This is a genomic window from Anaerosporobacter sp., from assembly GCF_031551385.1.
Taxonomy (GTDB): Bacteria; Bacillota; Clostridia; order Lachnospirales; family Lachnospiraceae; genus Anaerosporobacter.
In genome coordinates this window covers 1-21,819 of the sequence record NZ_JAVBNS010000237.1, presented here as the reverse complement: position 1 = coordinate 21,819, position 21,819 = coordinate 1, and the positions used below count along the sequence as shown (strand labels likewise).

Genomic DNA, 21,819 nt, shown 5'->3' with positions numbered 1-21,819 from the left:
AGAACAAGGAAGCTTATCAATTAATTCAGAAAATATTTTTCCAATTATTAAGAAATGGTTGTATTCAGACCATGATATCTTCTATAGAGAGCTAATATCAAATGGTTGTGATGCAATTACAAAATTAAAGAAACTTTCTATCATGGGTGAATATCAACAGGTAGATGGAGAAAAATATAAACTTGATGTAATTGTTAGTCCAGAAGATAAAACAATTAAAATTATTGATAATGGTATTGGTATGACTGTAGATGAAGTAAAGCAATATATTAATCAAATTGCTTTCTCTGGTGCAGAAGCATTCTTAGCACAATACAAAGATAAAACAAATGAAGAACAAATCATCGGACATTTTGGTTTAGGTTTCTATTCTGCTTTCATGGTAGCTGACCGTGTTACGATTGATACATTATCATATAAAGCTGGTTCAACAAGCGTTCACTGGGAATCAGAAGGTGGTACAGAATTTGAGATGTCAGAAGGCGACAAAGAGACAAGAGGTACAGAAATTACTCTTTACTTAAATGAAGACAGCTATGAATTCTCAAATGAATATCGTGCAAAAGAAGTAATTCAAAAATACTGTTCGTTTATGCCAGTAGAAATCTATTTTACAAACGCAGATGCTCCTGTGGAAGAGAAAAAGGAAGAAGAAATCATTGATGCGGAAGTAGATGAAGATGGAAATGCAGTAGTAGACGCAGACGATGCAGATGCTACAGAAGAAAAAGAGGAAGCAGAAGACAAAGGACCAAAACCTCTTAACAATCCAACTCCATTATGGACAAAACACCCAAATGATTGTACAGAAGAAGAATACAAAGAATTCTACCGTAACGTATTCCATGACTTCAAAGAGCCATTGTTCTGGATTCATTTAAATATGGATTATCCATTTAACTTAAAGGGTATCTTATACTTCCCTAAAATCAATACAGAGTATGATTCTGTGGAAGGTACAATTAAATTATATAACAATCAAGTATTTATCGCAGATAATATCAAAGAAGTTATTCCAGAATTCTTAATGTTATTAAAAGGTGTTATTGATTGTCCAGACCTACCACTTAACGTTTCAAGAAGTGCATTACAAAACGATGGTTTTGTTAAGAAAATATCTGAGTATATCACAAAGAAAGTTGCAGATAAACTTTCTGGTATGTACAAAGTTGAAAAAGAATCTTATGAAAAATACTGGGATGACATTAGCCCATTCATTATATATGGTTGCTTAAAAGATGAAAAATTCCGTGACAAGATGAAAGATTTCATTATCTTCAAGAACTTAGAAGGTAACTACATTACATTATCAGACTATACAGAAGCAAACAAAGAAAAAGCAAATGATAAGATTTACTATGTAACGGATATGCAACAACAAAGTCAATATATTAATATGTTTAAAGAAGAGGGAATCGATGCTCTTGTATTGACACATAATATTGACCAACCATTTATCTCTCAATTAGAGCAACAAGATGAAAACCTTCATTTCCAAAGAATTGATGCAGATATTACAGACAGCTTCAAGGAAGAAGTTGCAGAAGGTGAAGAAGCAGATAGCTTAAAAGAGAAGACAGATGCTCTTACAGAATTATTCAGAAAAGTTCTTAATAAAGAAAAATTAGAAGTTAAAGTTGAAAAATTAAAGAATGAAAATGTTTCTTCTATGGTAACTCTTTCAGAAGAAAGCCGTAGAATGCAAGATATGATGAAAGCATACAACATGTATGGAATGGATCCTGGCATGTTCGGCTCAAACGAGACATTAGTTCTTAATGCAAACAACAAGTTAGTTCAATACATCTTTGAACATAAAGAGGATGATGTAACTATCTTCTGTGAACAATTATATGATTTAGCATTGTTAAGCCATAAACCATTAGAAGCAGAAGCAATGACAAAATTCATTAACAGAAGTAATGAGATTATGTTAAAGATGGCAAAATAGTTTGAGTTTGTTTTAAAAGAGTTTTCAGTAGTGTACGATAGCTATATATCTAGGTAGTATGGATGTATAGCTATCGTTATTTGTTTTATAGAAATTTTTATTTCTTATGAAGAGGGAAAATGATAACCTATAAGAAAATTATAATATTAGAGAAAAAAGTATTATATATACTTTTGTGATTAATAAGGGTATAATGAAAATAGGTATAATAGTGTAGAGATGGTAAGGAGGTTATTACTATGTTGGTAGTGAAAGGCATTATACAAGGTAATACAATTGTTGTAGAAGATGAAGATATTAAAGCATTTGATGGAAAGGATGTTATTATAACAATTCTTGACTATCCATATCAACAAATAAAAAGGAAAGATATTAATTTTGATAAATTTGTTAAACCAACAGAGAGAGGACAGAATGTAGATAGCTATATAAAGGAGTTGAGAGAAAATGTTCGGTTGTAGAAAAGTATTTGTTGATACAGCTCCCTTTATATATTATTTAGAACAGAACTACCAGTATTTTGACAAAGCAAAGGAATTTTTTTATATTGGCAGCAATGATAAGAGCTGAATTTAAAGACTTTAAAAGTATGGATGCTCTTCAAATTGGAACAGCAATAGTTCAAGGGTGCGATTTGTTCCTTACGAATGATAAGCAATTAAGACAGGAAAAAATGATTCGTTGTGTAACTTTGGAGGATTTATACATTCCAAGATGACCATTTTAGAGCTTAGTATTTTGTATTGAGCATGTGTTACTGTTCAATCCCAAGCTTGCACTGCGTTGCAAGGTTATGGGCTAATAACGTAGAATAGCCAAGAATCCAGTCCGTTCACTAAAGGTGCATGGACTGGATTCCGTTGTGTAGCTATCATTTTTTTCTAAATACAATTTTGATTGACCTATATAAGAATATATGCTATTATATATGGTAATTAAAACTACATAGTGAAGTTTGTTAGTACTTTACAAGTTGTATGTTTGGTAACCTATTTAGGAGGAAGATAATGAGCTATAAAATTATTGGAGATAGTTGTACAGACTTAACAAAAGAACAAAAAAAGGACAATCATTTTCACATTGTACCTTTATGTATTGATATAGATGGATATCTTATTACAGATGACGAAACATTTGACCAGAAAGACTTCTTAAAGAGAATGCAGGCGAGTCCAAATTGCCCTAAGTCTTCTTGTCCTTCTCCAGATGCTTATATGAAAGCGTTTGAAGGCACAGAAGACCATGTTTATGTGGTAACATTATCATCACAGTTAAGTGGATCATATGAGAGTGCTATGTTAGCGAAACGTTTATATCTTGAAGAACATCCAGATAAGAAGATTGAGGTCTTTGATTCAAGATCGGCTTCGATTGGACAAACATTAGTTGCTTTAAAAGCACAGGAGTTAGAAGAAAAGGGTAAAAGTTTTGAAGAAATTGTTCGTGAAATGAATGAATTTCGTAATGGAATGAATACAAAGTTTGTATTAGAATCATTAGAGACATTACGTAAGAATGGTCGCCTTAGTAATCTAAAGGCAGTTATTGCAAGTGCTCTTAATATTAAACCTGTAATGCGAGCTTCCGATGAGGGTACGATTGAGAAAGTTGACCAAGCACGAGGAATGAATAAGACATTGACATTAATGGCAGATTTAATTAAGAAAGATGCTACAGATGTTGAAAATCGTACACTTGCAATCTCACATTGCAACAATTATGAGAGAGCTGTGTTTGTTAAAGAAGAGATTATGAGCCGTGTACCATTCAAAGATTGCTTCATCTGTGATACAGCAGGAATTAGTTCTTTGTATGCGAATGATGGTGGAATTATTGTTTGTTATTAGAATAGTGTGAAAGTAGATAGGCCTAGATTGAGTTTGTGTGACTCTTTCTAGGTTTTTTTGTTTGAAGGATAAATGGTTATTTTGGCTAAAAATGTATAGTATTGAGAGGAAATATATGGTACAATCTTTAGGGGATTAATAGGTGGACAGCTACGAGGAGAAGAGGATTATGGAAGAAAAGTATGGCTTATGCCGTATTCGCCATATGATGGAGAGTGCCATGTAGTAAATGAAATATGGGATATTTCTCTTAATAAATGGATTATGTTTGATATAACCCACAATCAATATTGGGTAGATGAAAAGGGTAATCCGCTATCCATTTTGGAAATTCGTCAAAAGGGTGCATTGCAGGAATTTTGTACTCCGATTGAGCCAGGTAAAAGCCTAGATGATTTACAGAAGATAAAAGAGAATAATATGTCTAGTTTCATTTATATTATGAAAAACCTTGTATATATAGAATATTGTGATAACAATACCGTGGGTGAATCAGAACGAATTTATGTACTAATGCCTGAAAGGATGGAAAATAATTTCAGATATGTAATATCGGAGAAGGCAGTACAATGTTCACCAATCGTTTAGATGAAAATGGGCGACATTTGTGTTAGAGGGAGATAATATAGGGTGAAGGAAAATATAAAGAAGAAAGATTTTGGAATCCGTGTGATAGTTGGTTTTGTCATATTCTTTGCGGTGTTCTTTGGTGGGGATTGGCTGGTAGGAAAATCACTATATGGAGTAAGCAATAAGGTGGGTGGTACGTGTCTTCGTGTATCCCTTGGAATTCTATGCAGCATATATACCGCAAAAGTTTTAAAAATCAAGATAGGATTCAAACGAGATGATTTTTTTCGTGGATTAATGATGCAAACGCCCATATGGCTGATTGCAGTGTTTTTTAGTGTGATAAATGTAGTTAAACTTTCAGGAAAAATGACTACGAGTGAGTTTTTTGTAAATTGTGCTGTTTGGAGTGTCTATGCGCTAGCGGTTGGTTTCTTTGAAGAAGTTCTATGTAGGGGATTGCTTTTAAATGGTTTGTGTGTGATGCTGGAAGGAAAAAAGAATCCAGTTATAGTATCGATCGTTTTATCGAGCTTGATTTTTGGAGCATTGCATTTTATTAATGTAATAGATGGAAGTGCCTCATTTATTGAAACAGCGATTCAAGTGGTATATACGACAGTTGGTGGAATTGTTTTCGCAATGGCTTATAAGAGGTCTAATACTATATGGTCTACAATCGTAGTTCACGGTTTTCTTGACTTTGCTGTTTTTATGGGAAAACCGTTTTGATATAAAGTTAATAAAAAGGGGAGATTGAAATGAAGAAACATATTCAAAAAATAATAGTTATGGTATTGGTAATAGCATTGATTGCAAGTGTAGGAGTAAACGTGTATCTGCTCATAGGGGATGATACTAGTAGCCGTAGTTATCTGGAAAATCCAAATCAAATATATATAATGGAGTCGGGAATCTTATCAAATAATTTAGACTATGGTGTTGGTGAAGACATAGCACTTCAATATGATTTTGACAAGGAAGAATATGCACAACTTATTAATCAGTATAAGATTAATGATATAGCGAAGACAGGGACGGAATTTGAGCAGGTCAAAAATCTAATGAATGAGTTTTCTAGAAGATTGTATCATTATAGCAATTACGATAATCATATTGATATGAATGCAATCGCATTACTTGAATATAGCCTAGACAATAAGAAAAATGGAATAAACTGCAGAAGCAAATCCCAGATTCTTAATGAGATGTGTTTAGCTCTTGGTATATATGCAAGAAAGGTATGGATTATGCCGTATTCCAACTATGATACAGAATGTCATGTTGTAAATGAAATATGGGATACCTCTTTAAACAAATGGATTATGTTTGATATAACAAACAATCAATACTGGGTAGATGATAAGGGAATGCCACTTTCCATTCTTGAAATCCGTGAAAAAGGCGCACTTCAAGAGTTTTGTACTCCAATTATACCAGGTGAAAGCTTAAGCGATTTGAAGAAGATAAAAGAGCAACATATGTCTGAGTTTATCTACATAATGAAAAATGTTGTATATACAGAATATTGTGATACATACACCACGGGCGAATCTGAGAAATATTATGTTCTAATGCCAGAGAATATAAAAACAGATTATGAGTATTTAATATCAGAGAAGGCAGTGCAAAGTTCACCTATAAAATATGTCAAAAAACTGCATTGAAAATATGTTGCATAGATAGGAAGAATTATGTCTGATTTTTGCGTAAATCTATATCGAATAAGGTAACCCAATTCATTTGACTACATATAATACAGTATGAACGTAGGTAGTATCCACCTGATAGACAGGAGGTCAAATATGAGGGAATTACTAAAAATAGAGAACTTGAGTTATTCTTACCATACACTATCGGGTGAGACAACAGCATTAACGGATGTTAATTTTTCCGTTTGTGAGGGTGAATTCGTAGCAATTGTTGGTCCAAGTGGCTGCGGAAAATCAACAATGTTATCGTTGATTGCTGGACTTATTACTCCGAGTAGTGGAAATATCTATATAAATGGGAAAGAGGCGAAATCTTCAGGAAAGAACATCGGATATATGCTGCAAAAGGATCATTTACTGGAATGGAGAACTACTTTGAAAAATTTAACCCTTGGGTTAGAGATTCAGCATAAATTGACAGAAGAGAGTTATGTAATTATTAATAAGATGCTAGATACGTATGGTTTAATTACGTTCCGTGATTCTAAGCCATCACAATTATCTGGTGGTATGAGACAACGTGCAGCACTAATCAGAACACTTTTATTAGAGCCAGATATCTTATTGTTAGATGAACCATTTTCAGCGCTTGATTACCAAACACGTCTTGAAGTTTCAGATGATATCTGGAGTATTATTCGCAAAGAGAAGAAAACGGCAGTTTTAATTACGCATGATATAGCAGAGGCAGTAAGTATGGCAGATAGAATTATTATCTTAACGGATAGACCTGCTACCGTGAAAACGATTATTGACATTGACTTAACGGTAGAAGGAGAGAGAACACCTTTTGCTGCAAGGAGTGCACCTCAGTTCAAAGACTACTTCAACATAATATGGAAGGAGTTGAATCAACATGAGGACGTTACGAAGCTTAGAACGTAGTTATAAAAACAATAAAAACTCAGTATCCTCTGCTCAAAGTGCATATGTAGCATCATATATTTCAAAAATGAAAAAAATTCGAATGGCTCAGATTTTAATCCTTATTATATTCTTGGGAGTCTGGGAGCTAACAACTCGAATTGGTATTATTGATTCATTTGTATTCAGTAGTCCGAGTAGGGTTATTAAATGTATCTGCACTATGGCAGCAGATGGAAGTTTATTTCGACATATAGGAATAACGCTGTTTGAGACATTTGTTAGCTTTTCATTAGTTATTATACTGGGTCTTTTAATAGCAATTATACTTTGGTGGAATGATAGTGTTTCTAAAGTGCTAGAACCATATTTAGTTATTCTTAATAGTCTACCCAAATCTGCTCTTGCACCAGTGTTTATTGTATGGTTAGGGAATAACATGAAGACGATTATTATTGCAGCAATTTCTGTGGCAGTATTTGGAAGCATTATAACGTTATATACGGATTTCAAAGAGGTGGAAGAAGATAAGATTAAATTAATAAGGACACTTGGTGGAACAAAGAAGGATATTTTGCTTCGTGTTGTGATACCAAGTAATATTCCCTCCATTATTAGTGTTATGAAAGTAAATATTGGGTTAGCCTTAGTTGGTGTTATTATTGGAGAATTCTTGGCGGCGAAAGCGGGTCTTGGGTATTTAATCATATATGGAAGTCAAGTATTTAGATTGGTTCACAAACAGGAAGAGTGGGAGAAGTCTCACTCTTCCTGTTTAGCTGTGCTAAGTTGGAACAGTTTCTAGCCGGGGCAAGTCAAAAATCTATTTATTGATCTAATGCAAGTTAGTTAATAAAATCTAGGGAGACATTAGCCATTAGTTTATTAAAATCGATGGACGTAATGATAAATGATTATATGAAGATGTCTTATTAACATAGTTAAGAAGCAATGCTTAAGAAATAGTATGCTGAATGATTTGTTGTATTGTGTAATTAGTGTGTATAAAAACTTGACTTTTGTGTAATTAGTGTGTATAATAGATGTATGGAGGAACACTAATGAAACAACGAGATTTTGTAAAGAAACTTGAAGACGGTGGATTTTTTTTCGAGAGACATGGAAGTAACCACGATGTGTATATACGTGGTGTGGAAAGAGAAGAAGTCCCAAGACACAAAGAGATTAATGAGAAATTGGCAAAAGCTGTTTTACGGAGACGGGGATTATTATAATCCCTTATCTTTGTGACATGCTTAATATTATAAATATTTTTTTAGATTGGAGGATAATACTGTGAAAAATGTATATCCAGTTTTTTTTACAGAAACAGATAATATTATTTTAATTGAAGTACCTGATTTAGAAATATTAACAGAAGGAATAGATATGAATAATGCTATTAGTATGGCAAGAGATGCAATTGAGTTAAAATGTGTATCTATGGAAGATGCAAATGAAAATATTCCTAAACCATCTGATATTTCTACTTTAGATATTAATATAGGAACTTTTGTGGAAGAAGGTAAAACAATAGTGACATTAGTAGATATTGATTCTACTAAATATAGAAAAAAAATTGATACAAGAACAGTACGAAGAAATGTTGCACTTCCTAGTTGGTTAAATTATGAAGCTGAACATGCTGGAATTAATGTATCAAGAATATTACAAGAAGCATTAATGAACGTGCTTAATGTACAAAGAAATAAATAATAAGATTAATGGGCTGGATTTATATTTCAGCCCATTGTTATATTGTTAGAGGAATATATATAATATAAAAATCGAATGTATCCGAGAATTGAGGTGATTATAGGAAAATCCATTTATAAGTAAAATGTGACGAAGAACAATAAAAGAAACGTAGTTGCATTATATTCCATGATGTTTGTATGAGTGTGACGAGTTCAAATGAAATTTATTAAACTTGATGAAAAATGTCTGATTTTAAACTTTACACCAAAGAGGGGGAATTGCGATGAATAAGTATAATGGATATAGAACAATAATATTTACTATAACGACTGCATTAGTTTTCTTTATTTGGAGCATGATTCAGCCAATACTCGTGGGCTTTATTGGTTTAAGTTTTTGGAATCCAGCATTAATTGGAGCTATAATTTCTCTTGGTAGCTATAGATTTGTATTAAAATTAGTAGAAGCGCTTGCAATAAAATTTAAATTAATAAAAAAAATTGTATTTGGTCGCAGTTATTTAGATGGAATTTGGGTTGGAGCCTATATAGGCAGGAGTGGGAAACCACGATTTTTTGTAGAGTATTTTGAACAAGATTTTAATAGTCTTGTAATTCGAAGTAAGTGTTATTTTGAAGATGGGAGATATAGGGGAGAATGGAAATCGAGAAATGCCTCCATAGATGAAGATAAGGGGGAATTATATTATACATACGACACAACAATGGAGGATAAAGGATTTAAGACAATGGGGTTTGCTATATTTACTTTTGACCGTAAAAATAAGCTTGCAGCTCCAAATATGATATATGGTTTTTCTTCTGATATAAGCAGCGAAAAGATGAACCCAGCAGTTGAAGAAAAGATTACTAAGAAAAAAATATTAAGTGATCAAGAATTACTAGAACGAGCAATAGAAGTTTATCAAAAGTATAAAGATACTATGTTAAAACAATAAGCCTATTGGGGAATGCAATACATTTAAATTGATTAAATAAAATGCTGTTTTCTTAGGAATGAGAATGATATATAGATCAGGAGGGAACTATAAGTTATAGAACTAGTAAGATTCAATGATGGGACTATAAAGGTTGTTATGATGGAACAAGTGATTGCTTATTTCGATTGTTTATAACAGATGTAGAACTAACAAATATGATGCTTACAAAAGGATTAAATATTTATATAACTCATGATTGAGCTGATTGTTTTTCCTTAGTCTGTATCCGTGGATTTTTTGTAGTGATTGGGTTTGTGTTATAATATCCAGTCACTACAATATCATTTAAATCACCATTGGCAGCAATTCGGTATTCCTGGTTATAAAATCTGCAATCTCTGCCTTATTCGCTTTTCCACATCTTATTATTTATCTTTCCCGTTTACATATTAACACCATAACCTCTTACAAAATTACACCAATATTACATGAAAAAATCAAAAATGTAAGAGCAAAAACCCAGTAAAATCAAGGCTTGCGAGAGATTTATTACAAAATTACATCATTTCAGATTTTTTATAGTCTTATATGTGTAAAAACAGAGGGTCATGTATAGGCTTATTTTTTACACACATGTATATATATAATTAATGTAATAATGTAATATTTATATAATAAAGTACTTTAAACCCTTATAAATAAAGGATTCTTGCTCTTACAAAAAGTCTTACAAAGGTCTTACACTTTTTCGTGTTTTGTAAGAGAATTGATATATACATAAGCTATTTGCAATGTTATAATCTATATAAACAGATATAAAAAGAATCCCTTGAAAGCAAAGAGGGAAGCCCACAACAGACGATTACTCCTTCATGGGAGTTTTAGGTCTGTTTTTTGTTTATGTAGATTAGAAGGGAAGTGATATTTTATGAAGAAAGAGATTAGTAAAATCGTAGATGCTGAAATCGTAGAGGAGACGGTCAGAAAAGATGGTAGAGGTAGTGGGAAACATAAACGTCCTAGTGTATGTATGAGTGTTAGAGAAGATGATCCAGAGCGCGCTAAAATGAAAGCAGATATATTTAATAGATTGATGGAGTTAAGAGATAGAAGAGGAATAGCAAAGTTTAATGATGCTGATGAAATGGAAATAGTTATTGAAGATTATTTCCAAGACTGTGCTGAATTGAGTTTAAGACCAACTATAAGAGGTTTAGCAGCTGCACTTGGAACTACATATACTAGCTTATCTGAGTGGGAAAATGGCGTAAGAGATGCACAACTGGGCTCTCGCTGTTCCTTAATTATAAAAAATGCCAAGACTTTTATTGCAGAATATGACGAAGTTTTAGCCCTAGAAGGAATCGATAATCCAATCCTGTTCATGTTCAGAAGTAAGAACTACTACGGTATGAAGGATAAAACAGAGGTTGAGGTAGCTCCAAGAAATACATTGGGAGATAGTTTAACACCTGATGAGATAGCAAAAAGGATTGCTGTAGATGATTAACAAAGTGGTAAATGTGTCCGTGTAGTACATACGAATTGCGTGTTTAACGAATAGTTGTGATATGTGTTATTGTCAAAAAGCTAAAGAGTATTGTATTTACAAGGTTTTCAGTCGTTTAGTGCACATAAAAAAGATTTCGCTAAACAATAGTTTAACGAATAGTTAGTATTTGATTGATGATTAAAGTGCCCTATATGCTTATGATGTGCTCGTTTGATGCAATGACCATGAAGTATGGGGGTGGGGGTTGTATAGGAGTGGCTTGTTGGTCTACTCAGTCCCTTAACTACACGAAAAAACAAAAAGACCTTATTCACCAAATCTTAAAAATTTTTAAAAAACAAAAAAGAGTTCTTGTTTCATGGAAGGGAGAAGTAATGTCATCATTGCCAATTCTGTTAGCAAAAGATAAAAATGCGAAAATCCTGAAAGATGATTATAAGATTGGGTGGCTTGTACAAGATGAAAAGTCATGGTTATGGATTGTATGGGGGAGCTGCAAGGATTTAGATACTGCTATTAAGTGTGCGAAAGATACGATTGAGAAGAAAGGTGATAGACCTGTTTATATAAGTGATAAACCATTATCAAAAGATGGTGTTCAGACGGATAATTTAAATATAAGACAACTGAACGAAATTTATTAATAAGGAGAGTATAAGAAACCATACTCTCCCTCAAATTAATTTTTGCTGCTAATTGAATTATTTAAGAGAATAGCTATATCATATGTAGTTTGTTTATCAGGCGTATCAATAATAAGAACTTTGTTTTTTGCATAAAGCTCAGCACAAAAATACTTTTGTCTAAGTGGACCTAAATAACTTGCTTCTAAAAATTCTGCTTCATTGGAATCTTTGCAAATATATTCACAAAGAAACCGAACACCAGTAGAGTCTGTATAAATATCATTGGGATCAAACATTTTATCACCACCTTTCAAAAAATATAATACACTAATCTAAAATTAAAATAAAGATAAGAATATCAAGAGTGTCCATGAGCGCCAAAATAAAGGGTGATTTCATGAGTATAAGTGAACATAATCAAAAGATAGTAGACAAGCTGTATTCAATGGATATGACTAGTTATGATAATTTAAATATGTTATTTGATATGGCTAAAGAAATACTCAAAGAAGATGTAGATAATGGTCTTGAGATAGCACAAGATGTAAAGAAACGATGTAGCAAGCTTATAGAATCAGACAACAGAATGTATGATTTATATAATCGTTGTTTACTATTACGTGCTCCATATAGATTCGATGATTACATACTCTATGTTGAAAAAGATAGAGCACCAGAAAAGCAATTCTACCTTCCACGAAGAAAAGTGCTGAGAATGGTTGTTAATGACCTGCAGGATTTAGAAGATGGAAAGCTAGATTTCTACGGATTGTCAATGCCCCCTCGTGTTGGAAAATCTACGATTTGTATATTCTTCCTTTCATGGGTAATGGGAAAACGTCCGAACAGTCACAATGCAATGTCTGGCCATAGTGGAATCCTTGCAGACGGTTTCTATGATGAAGCAATGAACATTATTCTATCCCAAGAATACAATTGGGGAGATGTATTCCCTGGTATAAAGCTAGAATCAAAATCATCTGAGAAGAAAGAGATAAACTTAGATAAACCAGATAGGTTTTCTACATTGACTTGCCGAGGAATTGATGGCACATGGACAGGCGCAGTCGATATTAGTAATGATGGTTATCTATATGTTGACGACTTAGTGCGTGATAGAACAGAATCATTAAGCCCCACAAGACTTAATGGAAAATATCAAGATTATCTTAACATCTTGGTGGACCGTAAGAATGACGGAACTAGAGAGTTAATGGTCGGTACACGATGGAACATATTGGATCCATTGGGGCGAGTAGAAAAGCAATATAAAGATAATCCAAGATACAGGTTTAGAAAAATACCTGCCTTGAATGAAAATAATGAATCAAACTTTGATTATCTTTATGGAAAAGGATTCTCGACTCAGTATTTCTTGAATCTTAAAGAAAGACTAGATAAGAATGAATGGGAAGCAAAATATCAACAAAAACCATTCACCCGTGAAGGATTGTTATTTGAGGAATCATCACTTAATTTTTATAATGGTGTATTGCCAGGTGATGGATTAATGAGGATTGTTGCCGTGTGTGATGTTGCATGGGGCGGTGGGGATAGTCTTTCAATGCCATTTGCATATGTGTTCGATGATGGAAGAGTATTTATACATGATTGGATATTTAACAAGGGAAATAAGAAGGTTACAAAACCAATTGTTGTAGGGAAATCACTATATCATAAACCTAACCAAGAGCATTTTGAAGCGAATAACGGTGGAGATGAATATGCAGATGATATTGATAGGTTGCTTAAAGAAAGTGGATTTAAAACAAATATAACATACTCTAAAGCGAGTAATCAGACAGCAAAGTTAGCAAAGATAATACAATGTGCTCCAGATATTAAAGCAAGCTTTTATTTCCTAGATGAAAAGCATCGAGATAAAGAATATCAAGATGCTATGGACGAACTCACGATGTTTGTACAAATTGGTAAGAATGAACATGATGATGCAGCAGATGCATTATCTCAATTACAGTTATTCATTCAAGGCGGATTTATAGCAAAGGCTACTGCAATGCAGCGTCCATGTTAGGAGGAATCTATGGATATAGAAAAACTAAACCAGTACCGTTCAACGGTTAAACTAATAGAGAAAGATAAAAAGCGATTAGAAAAGTGGGAAAGTTATCGGCCAGATGCAGTGTTCGGAAAGACAAAAGGTTCTGGTTCTCAATTCCCCTACACAGAAAGAAGTTTCCCAGTAAATGGAGCGTATGAATTTCATGGAAATAAGGATTATACAAAGAAAATTCAAGATTTGAAGTGCAAGATTCAATCGAGTATAAATAAATCGTTTGAAAATAAGATAGAGGTTGAAGACTTCATAGAAAGTATTGAAAATAAATCGCACAAACTTGTATTCATTGGATTGTTCCTGGAAGGAAAGACACAGGAAGTAGTTGCAAAAGAAGTAGGATACGCAGACAGAAGTAATGTGTCAAAGATTGTTGGAAAATATTTGCCACAAAAATAATAATGACCACACAATTCACGTTATAGACATGATATAATAACTATAACAAAAAGTGTATTCAAGAGAGCCGTCTGTTCTGATTGGCTCTCTTTTCTGTTCAGGGGGTGAGTAGTTGATAAGAGAGTTCGAAAGGAATCGGCTTCCATTCACGGAATTATGTCGTGGAGATTTTGGAAGAAAGCAGATATTTACAAATGTAAAAGAAATAAGCAAAGACAACATAATAAAAGTTCTTGGAGATTCGATTGCTACTCATTGGAGTAATCGAGCAGAAATAAGATACCTAGATAGATATTACCGTGGAGATCAACCAATTTTATATATGGTTAAGAAGGTTAGACCTGAGATTAACAATAAAATTGTTGAAAATCATGCACTTGAAATTGTTAGATTTATGAATGCGCAAAAGTTCGGCGAAGCAATTCAATATATCAATCGTACAAAGGATGAGAATATAACGAAAATGGTTGATAGTCTAAATGACTTAATGAGCGCACTTGATAAATATGCTCATGATATTGAATTAGGCGAATGGCAATCAATATGTGGAACTGCTTATCGTTTTATATGGATTGATAACAGTAAAGAGTATTCATTTGATTTGGAGACATTAAATCCAATGAATACATTTGTTGTATATTCAACAGGCAATGGAAAAAAACCTTTAATGAGCGTGCAGCTTGTTAAATCGGAAAAAGGGAAGAATCAATATCAGTGTTATACCAATAAAGAATATTTCTTAATTGAGGGAAGCAAAGTGATTGAGGAAAAACCAAATGGAATGTTTAGGATTCCGATTGTGGAGTTTCCTAATAATTCTAGACGGTTATCTGATATTGAGATTGTATCTACAATGCTTGATGCAATTAATAGCGTGCAATCAAATAGGCTGAATGGAATCGAGCAATTTGTACAAGCATTTATGAAGTTTGTTAACTGTGAAATTGACGAAGATGATTTTTTGAAAATGTGTGAACTTGGTGCAATTGCAATAAAAGGGCATCAAGGTGTAACTGCTGATGTTGATTTAATATCTCAGCAATTAGATCAGGAACAAACACAAGTTTCCAAAGACGATTTATATAAAAATATTTTAATCATCGAAGGTATGCCTTCAAGGGAACAGAATACTGGTGGTGATACTGGTCAAGCAGTATATTTAAGAAATGGTTGGGACTTCGCAGAACAAAGAGCCGAGTTGATAGAACCTATTATCATTCGTTCCGAGAAGAGATTCCTAGATATAGTTTTTTATATACTGAAAACAAAAAACAAAGATATTAAGCTGGATATTAAAGATATAGATGTCAAAATCACAAGAAATAAAACAGATAATATGTTAGTTAAGTCGCAAGCATTACTCAATTATTTATCTGCTGGATTAAATCCTAAAATAGCAATTGCAAGTTGCGAAGCGTTTGGAGATCCTGAAAAGGTATATATGCAATCAAAAGATTATCTAGATGCAAAATACAAAACTGTTAATATGTTAAAAGAAGAAGTACAAAGTCAATCAGAAATGAATGGTGGTGATAATAATGTTATATGAGGTAAGATGCCCTAATTGTCACCACCTACTTGGAAAATTCGAAGGAAAAGGAGAGGTGAAGTGCAAATGTAAAGGTTTTGCTATATTTGATACAGATAAACGTATTTACCGATATAGTAGAACAGCTGAAACAGCAACAAGCAAGAGTTCGGAGTTTGAGAAAATCAACAAACGTGTTACAAGTAGCGGTGCTCGCTTCCAGTAATGCGTTTTTATTATGCAGTCATGTGTAAAATGGCAATCTAATGCGAAGATAGAGTATTGGAAGAAAGGAAGTATTATGACAAAGGAACAAGCAAAACAAAACTTAATTGCTTTTGGAATAGCAGAACCAACCGATGAAATGGTAACAAATTATTTGAGTCAACTTGATGGGGAAATTAAACCATTCAAAGAAAAAGCCAAGACAGTTGATACATTGCAACAACAACTTGATGATATAAACGAAAAAGGACTTACGGACCTTGAAAAAGCCAATAAAGCAATTGAAACATCGAATGAAACAATTGCTAATTTGACAAAGCAAGTTAATAAATCAGAGGTTAAAGCAATTCTTAGCGCAGCTGGTCTCACGGAAGATGACTATAAAGATTTTATTGATGGCATTGTAACAGATAATTTAGAAACATCTAAATCACTTGCAACAAATCTCTCAGCAGTACTTACAAAACAACGTGATTCCGCTGAAGCTAAAGTGAGAGAAGAATTACTCAATGCTACTCCTAGTGGTAATGGAAACAGTAGTGGCGCTGGAGATGATAAAAAAACAGAAGCAGAAAAAGTAGCTGAAACACTTGGCAAAGCCATGGCTGGAAATGCTACTTCAAAAGATGTGATTGGAAATTATTTATAATATGGAGGCGGTAAAATGAAATTTAATTCAAAGAGTGTAATGTCACAGAAGGAAATCTTAAAACGTAAATTAGGTGGGGAGTTAACGGAAGTAATTACGCTTAATTCAGTAGCATTTACAAATGGCGTTTGTAAGGCTGGTAATCCAATTACAGCAACTGGAACAATTGATAATACAGGTTCAACAGCAATTGGTATTTTATTAAATGATGTTTGTGATGAAAATCCTAATGGAACAATTGTGAAAGCCTATGCGTGTGTTAATGAAGCGAATTGTAACTCGAACGCAGGTATTACGTTAGCAGGTACGGTTAAGACTGCTTTGTCACTAATTGTATTTGAATAAAAATATAGTCGCGGACCGCGAAGAAACTAAGCGGTAGAAAGGAAGAAAGAATGAATATTAGAGACGTGTATAGCGCAAGTGCTATTGCAATTAATCATACAGAGGTAGCGAGCAACGCAGTACCATATCTTGGAGTTGGACTATTTCCAGCTAAAAAGAAAATGGGGTTAGATTTAAAATGGATTAAGACTTCAAAAGGACTTCCAGTTTCCTTATCACCATCTAATTTTGATGCAAAGTCAACTATTAGAAGTCGTTCTGGATTTAAAATCGATAATACAGAAATGGCATTCTTCCGTGAATCAATGCTTATTAAGGAGCGAGATGAACAAGAGGTTATGCGTGTTCAGGATTCTTCTGATCCGTATGCAGCAGATGTATTGTCTCGTATCTATGATGATGCAAATGAATTGATCGCTGCAGCAGATGTAGTACCTGAAAGAATGATTATGCAATTGTTGTCTCCATCTGATGGACACCCAAGCATTTCGATTTCTGCTAATGGTGCAACGTATGTTTATAATTATGATCCAAATAATGAATATTCTGCAAACAATTTCTTATCTATTAATACTTCTACAGATAAGTGGGATGCAGTAGCGACTTCTGACCCAGTGAGTGATGTATCTGCTTCAATTGATTTAGTTGAAGGGAATACTGGTAGTAAACCAGAATATTTGATTGTTTCCAAGAAAACAATGAGTCTTCTTAAACAAAATGCAAAAGTAAAATCTTGCATCCTAGCGCAGAATACTACTGCAAATGTAATGATTACTGATGCTAGGGTTAAGGAACTGTTTAAAACGGAGTTAGGTGTTAATATTATTGTTTACTCTAAACAGTACAAAAAAGAAGATGGAACAGTTGCAAAATTTTATCCAGATGGTTTTGCTACTTTAGTTCCTTCGGGAGCGTTAGGTAATACTTGGTATGGTACAACTCCGGAAGAACGTACACTTATGGGCTCAGGTGAAGCCGATGTGTCAATCGTTAATACTGGTGTTGCAGTTGCTGTTACAGTTACGAGTGATCCAGTTCAGACAAAAACAACGGTATCAGAAATTGTATTGCCATCATTTGAAAGAATGGACGAAACGTATGTAATCAAGTGTTACTAGGAGGAGGTTTAGAATGGAATTCAATCATGCAGTTAAATATAATGGGGTTATTTATCCTACTGGTGCTGATGTGCCAGTAGATGAAGAAGTTGATAAAGAAGAGTCAGCAGAACATGAAGAGGGGGAAATAAACGAATCTCTTCAAGGTGAAATTAAGGAACCAAAAAAGACAAAATGAAATAAAGGTGGTGTAATAGATGGCAGAGATGATAGACGTTAAATATCGCTTGCTTGCGGGATTAGATGCAGATGATTTAAGCATGGATTCTCTGCTTTCTATATATCTGGAACAAGCAGAGAAAGCAGTAATTAAAGCTAGACACCCATATGGTTCAACTGAGATTCAAAAAATAAAGGCATTAGATGATTATTCCGATAATGTTGAATCTATTTATATATACTTATGGAATAAGCGTGGAGCAGAAGGTCAGACCTCTCACAATGAGAATGGTATTAACCGTGCTTATGAAAGTGCAGGAATTCCTAATAGCTTTCTAGCTGACATTGTTCCGTTTGTTAAAATATTTTGAGTTAAGTAGGAGCGTGACCAGTAGGGTTGCAGGGAATCTCATATGCAATAAAGAGGGGTAGGGACTAATATGAGATAAAGTATTGAAGTGTTGAAACTTGCTTTAATAATGATTTGAAAAATAGGAAGGGAGTAGCTGATATCAGAAGTCTTGAAAGAAATAAGCAAAAAATCTATTATGCATTGTATTTAGATGATGTAGAAGAGATGGACGAAGAAGGAAATTATACAGGAGAAAAGATTACTGGTTACAGTAACCCAATTGACTTCAAAATTAATTCATCTGCTTCAAGGGGTGAGGCATCTACAGAACAATTTGGTATAAGTCTTGATTATGACAAAGTGTTGTGTTCATGTGATACGATATTACCTATTGATGAAACAACGGTGCTATGGGTTGATATAAAGCCAGTGTTAGATGAAAATGGAGCAACTAAAACAAAACATGATTATATTGTTAAGAAAGTGGCTAAAAGCCTTAATTCGGTGCAATATGCGATTAAGAAAGTGTAGGTAAGAAAGAGATGAAAAAATATATTGGAACAAAAATGTTACAAGCATTGCCAATGAACCGTGGCGATTATAACAAGTATCGTGGTTGGAATATACCAGAAAACGAGAATCCTAACGATGAAGGTTATCTGGTTGAATATGAAGATGGTTATCAATCATGGTCTCCTAAAGAAGTATTTGAGAATGCATACAGAGATTGTGAGGGGCTTACGTTTGGGATTGCAATTGAGCTGTTAAAGAAAGGCGTTAAGGTTGCAAGAGATGGCTGGAACGGCAAAGGAATGTTTGTGTACTATGTTTCAGCAAATAAATATAAATCATGTACAGATGCAGGTGATTCAATATCTGATTCAGATGGTATGGTTGAATATGAACCATATTTAGCAATTAAAAATGTTAAAGGAACCGTATCAACATGGGTTCCAAGCATCAATGATGTACTTTCAGAAGATTGGGTTATTGTTGAATAGTTTATGACAACAATTAAAATTGAATTATCCCAACGTAGCATAGTCAAAGCGAAAGCTGAAATTATGAGATATCGGCAAGACCTTGAACAGAAGGTCGAACTTCTAACCCAACGATTAGTTGATGAAGGAGTTGAACTAGCAAAGGTTAATGTTGCGAAGCTTGGATCTTTTGATACTGGAGTGCTAGAAGGTAGTATTACTGGATATTTTAGTCCAAGTCTAGGTACGGGATTAATTAAAACAGATTGCTACTATGCTATATATGTTGAATTTGGCACTGGTATCCGTGGAAGTGAAGCGAGTCATCCACTTTCAGGGGAATTAGGATATGATTACGATGTCAATAATCATGGAGAAGAAGGTTGGTTTTTCTATAATCAAAAGACAGGAAAAAGTGGTTGGACAACAGGTATGCCAAGTAGAGCATTTATGTATGAAACTGTAAAAGAACTAGAAATGATATGTGGCAAAATAGCCAAGGAAGTATTTAAAAGTTAGGGGTGAGATTTCTGATTGATGTTGAAAACGCTTTGTATACAGACGTTAGAGATGCTATAAAAGATATTTGTAAGAGTGGAACATCAGAAGTAAATACTCCATCTTCATTTCCTTATGTTTCACTAGTTCAAAAAGACAATCCCACATATGATAAAACAGTTACCAGTGGAAATATTGAAAATCATGTAAAACCAATGATTCAAATTGATGTTTACTCTGATAAATCGAAAACAGAATGTAAAAGTATTTGCAATGTAGTAGATGATGTTATTCGATTAGATGGATTTACTCGGACTATGGGATATGAACCATTAGTGAATGGTCCGAATTATTGGAGATTCACTGCTAGATACACAGGCGTTGTTTCAAAAAATTCAGATAATGAGTATATAGTTCATAGTAAATAAAATGTGGTTAAGTGCATATAATGTGCATTTTTATGAATGTCAGAAGTAGGAGGAATATAGGTATGGGTAAAGTTAGTAGTAAGATGGGTGTATACCTTATGAAAGGTACTGGTTCAGGTGGCACAGCAACTTATGCCAAATTAGTTGATATTGTTAGCTTCCCAGACATGGGTGGTGCTCCAGAAACATTAGATGGAACTACTTTGTCTGATGAAATGGAAGTGCAAGAAGAAGGCATTACTAAACTAGGTGCATTGGAGTTTGATGGATTTCTTGATGAATCGGGAACAGATCTTGAGGCCCTTGAAGCATTGAAGGGAATAGAAACTCCATTTGCATTATATGTAGGTAAAAATTCAAGTGGTGAACCTGATGGACATATAATCAAATATAAATGGAAAGGTAAACTTTCAGCATGGGTTACAGGCGGTGGAGTAAATGAACTTATTAAAGTTAAGATTTCAATAGCTAGAACAACTAAAGTTGAGAAAATTGACTAGGTAAATGGGGGAAAAGTAGATGAAATTAAATGGGAAAGAATATAAAGTACCACAAATTAATAGCTATAAAGATTTGGTAAAACTAGAAGCACAAGGCATTAAGATTATGGCTTTATCAAATGGTGAATTTTATGATCCAGAGAATTTAGCAACAAGTATTGTAAAAGGCTTCTCCTACTTCACGGGACTTTCATTTGATGCTGCATTAGATGAAGTTGCAGAACATATAGATAATGGTGGTGGACTTGAGGCAGTGTTATCAGATTTGACGAATGACATTGAATCAATGAAAGAGTATGCTTCTAATGAGGGTTTTTCCAAAGGAGCGAAGATAGCTCCACAAGACCACAAGAAAGCGAAGATGTAGGTATAATCAAGCTATCTCAATATAATAGTTTCACTGAAATAATCAATAAAGTATGGTTGCCACAGGCATTAAGTATTGATATCGGTTACAGTTTGTTTTGGGAATTGAGTCCTAAAAGAACAGAACCATTTATTGAAGCAAGTAAACTGAAAAGGAAAATGGAAAATTATAATATGTGGAAACATGGACTGTACATTCAATCTGCCGTTGCATCTGTTCTATCTGATAAGAATAAATATTTTGAAGAACCTATTGACTTTGAAGCAGAACAAACAGAAGAGCAAGAAGCAGCCAAGTGGGAAGCCTGGGCAATGAATGTAAATGCACATACTATTTTGCATGAGTTAGATTAAAGAGCGTAGCTTGCAATTCCTAACATAATATGATACTGTAAAGTAAAAATATGTTGGGAGTTGCGTGTATGACAAGAAAAAAGAGAATAGTAATTAGCTTTGTAATTATAATAATATTAT

General features: G+C 33.6%; 31 protein-coding genes. 30 read left to right on the top strand and 1 reads right to left on the bottom strand.

Features of this window, described 5'->3' with window-relative positions:
* The 14 genes from htpG to RMR19_RS17985 form a co-directional block, all read left to right on the top strand.
* Positions 1-1,951, top strand: a 1,951-nt coding sequence (gene htpG / locus RMR19_RS18050; RefSeq protein ID WP_310604898.1) for a molecular chaperone HtpG, incomplete at its 5' end; no start/stop codon positions are given.
* 239 nt (positions 1,952-2,190) lie between these two features.
* On the top strand, positions 2,191-2,412 hold the full coding sequence (locus RMR19_RS18045) for a hypothetical protein (RefSeq protein WP_310604897.1): 222 nt from the start codon (positions 2,191-2,193) through the stop codon (positions 2,410-2,412).
* Positions 2,413-2,498: 86 nt separating this feature from the next.
* Entirely contained in the window at positions 2,499-2,669 is a 171-nt protein-coding gene (locus tag RMR19_RS18040) for a hypothetical protein (RefSeq protein ID WP_310604896.1), read from the top strand.
* Between the two features lie 289 nt (positions 2,670-2,958).
* Entirely contained in the window at positions 2,959-3,798 is an 840-nt protein-coding gene (locus tag RMR19_RS18035) for a DegV family protein (protein WP_310604895.1), read from the top strand.
* Positions 3,799-3,987: 189 nt separating this feature from the next.
* Positions 3,988-4,386, top strand: coding sequence for a hypothetical protein (locus RMR19_RS18030; RefSeq protein WP_310604894.1), 399 nt, complete (start codon positions 3,988-3,990; stop codon positions 4,384-4,386).
* 42 nt (positions 4,387-4,428) lie between these two features.
* A complete protein-coding gene (locus tag RMR19_RS18025) occupies positions 4,429-5,100 on the top strand; it encodes a CPBP family intramembrane glutamic endopeptidase (RefSeq protein WP_310604893.1) in 672 nt (223 codons plus the stop codon).
* A 29-nt stretch (positions 5,101-5,129) separates the two neighbouring features.
* Positions 5,130-6,035: a transglutaminase domain-containing protein gene (locus RMR19_RS18020; RefSeq protein WP_310604892.1), complete on the top strand. Its 906-nt coding sequence runs from the start codon at positions 5,130-5,132 to the stop codon at positions 6,033-6,035.
* A 138-nt stretch (positions 6,036-6,173) separates the two neighbouring features.
* Positions 6,174-6,965: an ABC transporter ATP-binding protein gene (locus RMR19_RS18015; protein ID WP_310604891.1), complete on the top strand. Its 792-nt coding sequence runs from the start codon at positions 6,174-6,176 to the stop codon at positions 6,963-6,965.
* Positions 6,937-7,749 (top strand): ABC transporter permease, encoded by an 813-nt coding sequence (locus RMR19_RS18010; RefSeq protein WP_331654783.1) that lies wholly within the window; start codon positions 6,937-6,939, stop codon positions 7,747-7,749. Before RMR19_RS18015 ends, RMR19_RS18010 begins: the two co-directional genes overlap by 29 nt.
* 256 nt (positions 7,750-8,005) lie before the next feature.
* Positions 8,006-8,179, top strand: coding sequence for a type II toxin-antitoxin system HicA family toxin (locus RMR19_RS18005; RefSeq protein WP_310604890.1), 174 nt, complete (start codon positions 8,006-8,008; stop codon positions 8,177-8,179).
* A 61-nt stretch (positions 8,180-8,240) separates the two neighbouring features.
* Entirely contained in the window at positions 8,241-8,660 is a 420-nt protein-coding gene (locus RMR19_RS18000; RefSeq protein WP_310604889.1) for a type II toxin-antitoxin system HicB family antitoxin, read from the top strand.
* 265 nt (positions 8,661-8,925) lie between these two features.
* On the top strand, positions 8,926-9,600 hold the full coding sequence (locus RMR19_RS17995; protein ID WP_310604888.1) for a hypothetical protein: 675 nt from the start codon (positions 8,926-8,928) through the stop codon (positions 9,598-9,600).
* Between the two features lie 910 nt (positions 9,601-10,510).
* Entirely contained in the window at positions 10,511-11,092 is a 582-nt protein-coding gene (locus RMR19_RS17990) for a terminase small subunit (protein ID WP_310604887.1), read from the top strand.
* A 377-nt stretch (positions 11,093-11,469) separates the two neighbouring features.
* Positions 11,470-11,739: a hypothetical protein gene (locus tag RMR19_RS17985; RefSeq protein WP_310604886.1), complete on the top strand. Its 270-nt coding sequence runs from the start codon at positions 11,470-11,472 to the stop codon at positions 11,737-11,739.
* A gap of 35 nt (positions 11,740-11,774) precedes the next feature.
* Here the strand turns inward: RMR19_RS17985 and RMR19_RS17980 are convergent, their stop codons facing one another.
* The gene (locus tag RMR19_RS17980; protein WP_310604885.1) at positions 11,775-12,017 is read right to left on the bottom strand and encodes a hypothetical protein; all 243 of its coding nucleotides are present in this window, start codon (positions 12,015-12,017) and stop codon (positions 11,775-11,777) included.
* A 101-nt stretch (positions 12,018-12,118) separates the two neighbouring features.
* Between RMR19_RS17980 and terL the strand changes: the two genes are divergently transcribed.
* The 16 genes from terL to RMR19_RS17900 all read left to right on the top strand — a co-directional run bounded on the left by terL (position 12,119) and on the right by RMR19_RS17900 (position 21,699).
* On the top strand, positions 12,119-13,756 hold the full coding sequence (terL, locus tag RMR19_RS17975) for a phage terminase large subunit (protein ID WP_310604884.1): 1,638 nt from the start codon (positions 12,119-12,121) through the stop codon (positions 13,754-13,756).
* Between the two features lie 9 nt (positions 13,757-13,765).
* Positions 13,766-14,197, top strand: coding sequence for a hypothetical protein (locus RMR19_RS17970; RefSeq protein ID WP_310604883.1), 432 nt, complete (start codon positions 13,766-13,768; stop codon positions 14,195-14,197).
* A 112-nt stretch (positions 14,198-14,309) separates the two neighbouring features.
* Positions 14,310-15,746 carry a phage portal protein gene (locus RMR19_RS17965; protein ID WP_310604882.1) on the top strand — a complete coding sequence of 479 codons (1,437 nt, stop codon included), beginning with the start codon at positions 14,310-14,312 and terminating at the stop codon, positions 15,744-15,746.
* Positions 15,736-15,951, top strand: a complete 216-nt coding sequence (locus RMR19_RS17960) for a hypothetical protein (RefSeq protein WP_310604881.1) — start codon at positions 15,736-15,738, stop codon at positions 15,949-15,951. Before RMR19_RS17965 ends, RMR19_RS17960 begins: the two co-directional genes overlap by 11 nt.
* A 12-nt stretch (positions 15,952-15,963) precedes the next feature.
* Positions 15,964-16,599, top strand: coding sequence for a hypothetical protein (locus RMR19_RS17955; protein WP_310604880.1), 636 nt, complete (start codon positions 15,964-15,966; stop codon positions 16,597-16,599).
* A gap of 15 nt (positions 16,600-16,614) precedes the next feature.
* Positions 16,615-16,944, top strand: coding sequence for a hypothetical protein (locus RMR19_RS17950; RefSeq protein ID WP_310604879.1), 330 nt, complete (start codon positions 16,615-16,617; stop codon positions 16,942-16,944).
* Between the two features lie 50 nt (positions 16,945-16,994).
* Positions 16,995-18,062: a major capsid protein gene (locus tag RMR19_RS17945; RefSeq protein ID WP_310604878.1), complete on the top strand. Its 1,068-nt coding sequence runs from the start codon at positions 16,995-16,997 to the stop codon at positions 18,060-18,062.
* A 13-nt stretch (positions 18,063-18,075) separates the two neighbouring features.
* Entirely contained in the window at positions 18,076-18,240 is a 165-nt protein-coding gene (locus RMR19_RS17940; protein ID WP_310604877.1) for a hypothetical protein, read from the top strand.
* A gap of 19 nt (positions 18,241-18,259) precedes the next feature.
* The gene (locus RMR19_RS17935; RefSeq protein WP_310604876.1) at positions 18,260-18,592 is read left to right on the top strand and encodes a phage head-tail connector protein; all 333 of its coding nucleotides are present in this window, start codon (positions 18,260-18,262) and stop codon (positions 18,590-18,592) included.
* A 113-nt stretch (positions 18,593-18,705) separates the two neighbouring features.
* Positions 18,706-19,104 (top strand): hypothetical protein, encoded by a 399-nt coding sequence (locus RMR19_RS17930; RefSeq protein ID WP_310604875.1) that lies wholly within the window; start codon positions 18,706-18,708, stop codon positions 19,102-19,104.
* Between the two features lie 11 nt (positions 19,105-19,115).
* The gene (locus tag RMR19_RS17925; protein ID WP_310604874.1) at positions 19,116-19,574 is read left to right on the top strand and encodes a DUF2829 domain-containing protein; all 459 of its coding nucleotides are present in this window, start codon (positions 19,116-19,118) and stop codon (positions 19,572-19,574) included.
* A 3-nt stretch (positions 19,575-19,577) separates the two neighbouring features.
* Positions 19,578-20,072: a hypothetical protein gene (locus tag RMR19_RS17920; protein WP_310604873.1), complete on the top strand. Its 495-nt coding sequence runs from the start codon at positions 19,578-19,580 to the stop codon at positions 20,070-20,072.
* Positions 20,073-20,074: 2 nt separating this feature from the next.
* On the top strand, positions 20,075-20,479 hold the full coding sequence (locus tag RMR19_RS17915) for a hypothetical protein (RefSeq protein WP_310604872.1): 405 nt from the start codon (positions 20,075-20,077) through the stop codon (positions 20,477-20,479).
* A 62-nt stretch (positions 20,480-20,541) separates the two neighbouring features.
* Complete coding sequence (locus RMR19_RS17910; protein WP_310604871.1) at positions 20,542-20,979, top strand: phage tail protein; 438 nt, start codon at positions 20,542-20,544, stop codon at positions 20,977-20,979.
* Positions 20,980-20,998: 19 nt separating this feature from the next.
* Complete coding sequence (locus tag RMR19_RS17905) at positions 20,999-21,346, top strand: hypothetical protein (protein ID WP_310604870.1); 348 nt, start codon at positions 20,999-21,001, stop codon at positions 21,344-21,346.
* 56 nt (positions 21,347-21,402) lie between these two features.
* Positions 21,403-21,699, top strand: coding sequence for a hypothetical protein (locus RMR19_RS17900; protein WP_310604869.1), 297 nt, complete (start codon positions 21,403-21,405; stop codon positions 21,697-21,699).
* The last annotated feature ends 120 nt before the right edge of the window (positions 21,700-21,819 follow it).